The sequence below is a fragment of the Asanoa sp. NPDC050611 genome, assembly GCF_040654855.1.
Taxonomy (GTDB): Bacteria; Actinomycetota; Actinomycetes; order Mycobacteriales; family Micromonosporaceae; genus Asanoa.
In genome coordinates, this window is the sequence record NZ_JBFAIU010000691.1 from 1 (window position 1) to 1,254 (window position 1,254).

A 1,254-nucleotide genomic window follows, 5' to 3' on the forward strand; every position below is an offset into this window, starting at 1 on the left:
GTGAGACCACCGCCGCGGTAGGGAGCGGCGGCACGTTGCCCGGCCGGGATCCCCTGCTGCCCTGCAATCGCGGGCAGCCCCAGCATGCCGAGCACGAGCCGGGCGTACGCCCGGTTGTCGTCGGTCAGCGCCGCGCCCGGCGCGAGCGCCCGCTCCATCGCGTGCTGGACCTCACCGGAGAGCCCCTGGTCGAACAGCAGCGGCCAGATCGCCAGCCCCATCCGCACCGCGGAGTCGACGTCACCCCGCGCGACGAACCACCGCAGCGCCGCGGCGCAGTTGTCCTGGTCGGCGACGCAGGTCCGGACCAGCGGCCGGACCTGTTCGTTGCGGTCCAGCGCCGCGCCGACGTCGAACGCGAGCCGGCGGAAGTACCCGGCGTGCCGTTGCCGCAACCGGTCGGCCTCGCCGGCGTCCGCGAGTCGGGCGAGCGCGAAGTCCCGCACGAGCTGGAGCATCGAGAACCGGGGCTCACCGTGCACCGAGTGGTCCGGCCGCAACAGCGCCTTGTCCACAAGGGACGACACGCCGTCGAACACCTCGCCACCGCAGATCGTCTCCGCGGCCGCCAGGCTGAAGCTGCCCGCGAACACGCCGAGCCGGGCGAACAGCGTCCGGTCCGGGTCGTCGAGCAGGTCGTAGCTCCAGGCGATGGTCGAGTCGAGCGTGCGCTGGCGCGAGGGCAGGTCGCGGGCGCCCGCCCCCAGCGCGTCGAAGCTGCGCTCCAGCCGCGCCAGCAGCTCGTCGAGCGGCAGCACGCGGGCCCGCGAGGCGGCCAGCTCGATCGCCAGCGGCAGGCCGTCCAGCCGCCGGCAGATCCCGGCGATCGTGCGCACGGTGGCGTCGTCCAGGGTCAGGTGCGCGCCCGCCGCGGCGGCCCGGTCGGCGAACAGCCGCACCGCGTCCGCGCGTTTCGCGGTCTCCGCGCTCTCGGACCAGTCCGGCACGCCCATCGTCGGCACCTCGAACACGTGCTCGCCGCGCAGGTGCAGCGGCTCCCGGCTGGTCACCAACAGCACCAGGCGGTCGGTCCGCGCGACCAGGTCCGCGACGACCGGCGCCACGTCGACGGCGTGCTCGAAGCCGTCGAGGACGAGCAGGATGTGGTGCCCGCCGACCGAGCCGACCACCGCGTCCAACGGCGCGATCCCGGGCGTCTCGTCGGGCGCGGAGGCCCACCTACCGTTCGGCGGCAACGGCCGGTCGGGCAACGGCTCGCGCCAGTCGGGCGTGTGGGTACTCGACCAGTTCACC

At 74.7% G+C, this 1,254-nt stretch carries 1 pseudogene; it reads right to left on the reverse strand.

The features are described from left to right. Positions 1–1,254 (reverse strand): annotated as a pseudogene (locus tag AB0H87_RS41870) (hypothetical protein); the annotation flags it as partial.